The sequence below is a fragment of the Chloroflexota bacterium genome, assembly GCA_015478725.1.
In the GTDB taxonomy this organism is placed as follows: domain Bacteria; phylum Chloroflexota; class Limnocylindria; order Limnocylindrales; family CSP1-4; genus C-114.
Window position 1 is genome coordinate 1 of the sequence record JADMIG010000095.1, and the last position, 1653, is coordinate 1653.

The window sequence follows — 1653 nt, forward strand, 5'->3', positions numbered from 1 at the left end:
TCCTGACTTCGTCACTGGGACACCCATTTTTAGAAGTTAAATAAATTGGCCAGGGTACGCTGCTCTTCATTAATAATCAAAGTCTTTTCAAAGAGTTCTTTTGACTTGGGCTTTGTTGCCTTGATGCAATAGATTGTTTTGGCTATTTCAATGGCTTTTTCAGGACTGAGCTCTGACTTGAGCTCGTTGAGTTGCCGCTCCAGCTCTTTATAGATTTTATAGGCCACAAAGGCGATGCAGACATGGGCTTCTATCCTCCGTTTTGCATAGTGGTACACGGGGCGGATCTTAAGATCGGTTTTGGACACCCTGAATGCTTTTTCAATCCTCCAAAGATGCTTGTAGTTCTCCATCACTTGTTCTTTTTCCAAAGCGGTATTGGTGAGGTACCCTTTTAACCCATCCCATTTTTTGTCGTCCGCAATTTTAGCTTGGTTCAGTGCCACTGTGATTTTCCCCTCCATTTTCAAAAACTTGTTGTAGCCTTTGTTGTTGATCTGTGCCTTGGTGAGTTGGTTGGTTTTGATCTGCTTCTCCAATTTGAAAATACCCTTTTCCCGGTTGGCATTGTCTTTCTTTGCCCTGGCCTGGGAGTAATTGACAATGAGTTTGGTCCGCCCGTTTTTTTGGATCACTTCGCTCTCTCCGTCCTTTAGCTTGAGAGCAAATATTTTGGAATTAATGGTTTGTTTTTCGTTTTTTATCCGTGCCCCTAAAATGTATTGGTGACCATTGGCCTCAAGGGATTCAATGTTCTTGTTGGACAGCAATCCGGCATCGGCCACTACGATCAAGTTGTTGAGTTTATACTTTCGTTTGAACAAGTTGATGATGGGGAGCATGGTATCGCCTTCAAACTTTTTGCCTTTGTAAATTTCGTATGCTAGCGGGTAGCCGTCCATGCTGACCAACAGCCCCAGCACGATCTGTGGGTTTTGATGTTTGCCGTCCTTGGAGAAACCGGTTTCCCTCAACCCATCTTCTTGCTGTATCTCAAAATACAAGGTGGTCACATCGTAAAAGACGATCTGGATGTTGTTGTTTAGTATCCTCCGTGTGTGGGAGTAGCTTATCTGTTGTACGGTGCGCTTTTGTGTTTTGTTCAGCTTGTCCAGGTACCTATAAACAGCCGTTTCATTGGTTTCATATCCTTCATACCGGCGCAAATAATCCACTGTCTTGAGTTTGCTCAACGGGTAGCATAGCCTTGCCAAAACTAGCTTCCTGAACAGTTCGTCTTTAATGGCGTTGAACCCGATCTGGTCAAAGAGTTTGCCCAGCAACAATTCTGTTCCCACTATTTTGATTTGCTGGATGCTGGAAAGTAACGTGTCCAGCAATTGGTCGGCCTGGGCGAAGTCCAGTTCCATCAGGCCAAGCTTTTGTTCAACCCACAGCCCCGCCTCGGCAATCAATTTTGAAATAGAGGTGGCATCAGCAGAACTGCCAATCGTTTTGGCCACACTGTACTTGCCCGTTGATTTATCTATCACCTGTATACCCACCAGGCCGCTCTTGTTTTTCTTCTGTCGGATGAACATGGCCAAAGCTAAAGACCATTTGCTGGGACACCCAAAAAAAATCAAAAAACATCAATCCCAAGTCCCTTTCAAACTATTTCGGACATCAGTAAAAAAAGTGACGAAGTCAGGA

Annotated in this window: 1 protein-coding gene; it reads right to left on the reverse strand. The window is 44.4% G+C overall.

The annotated features are described in order from the left end of the window. Positions 1–29: 29 nt before the first annotated feature. Entirely contained in the window at positions 30–1541 is a 1512-nt protein-coding gene (locus IVW53_15910) for an IS1634 family transposase (GenBank protein MBF6607048.1), read from the reverse strand. Between the last annotated feature and the right edge of the window lie 112 nt (positions 1542–1653).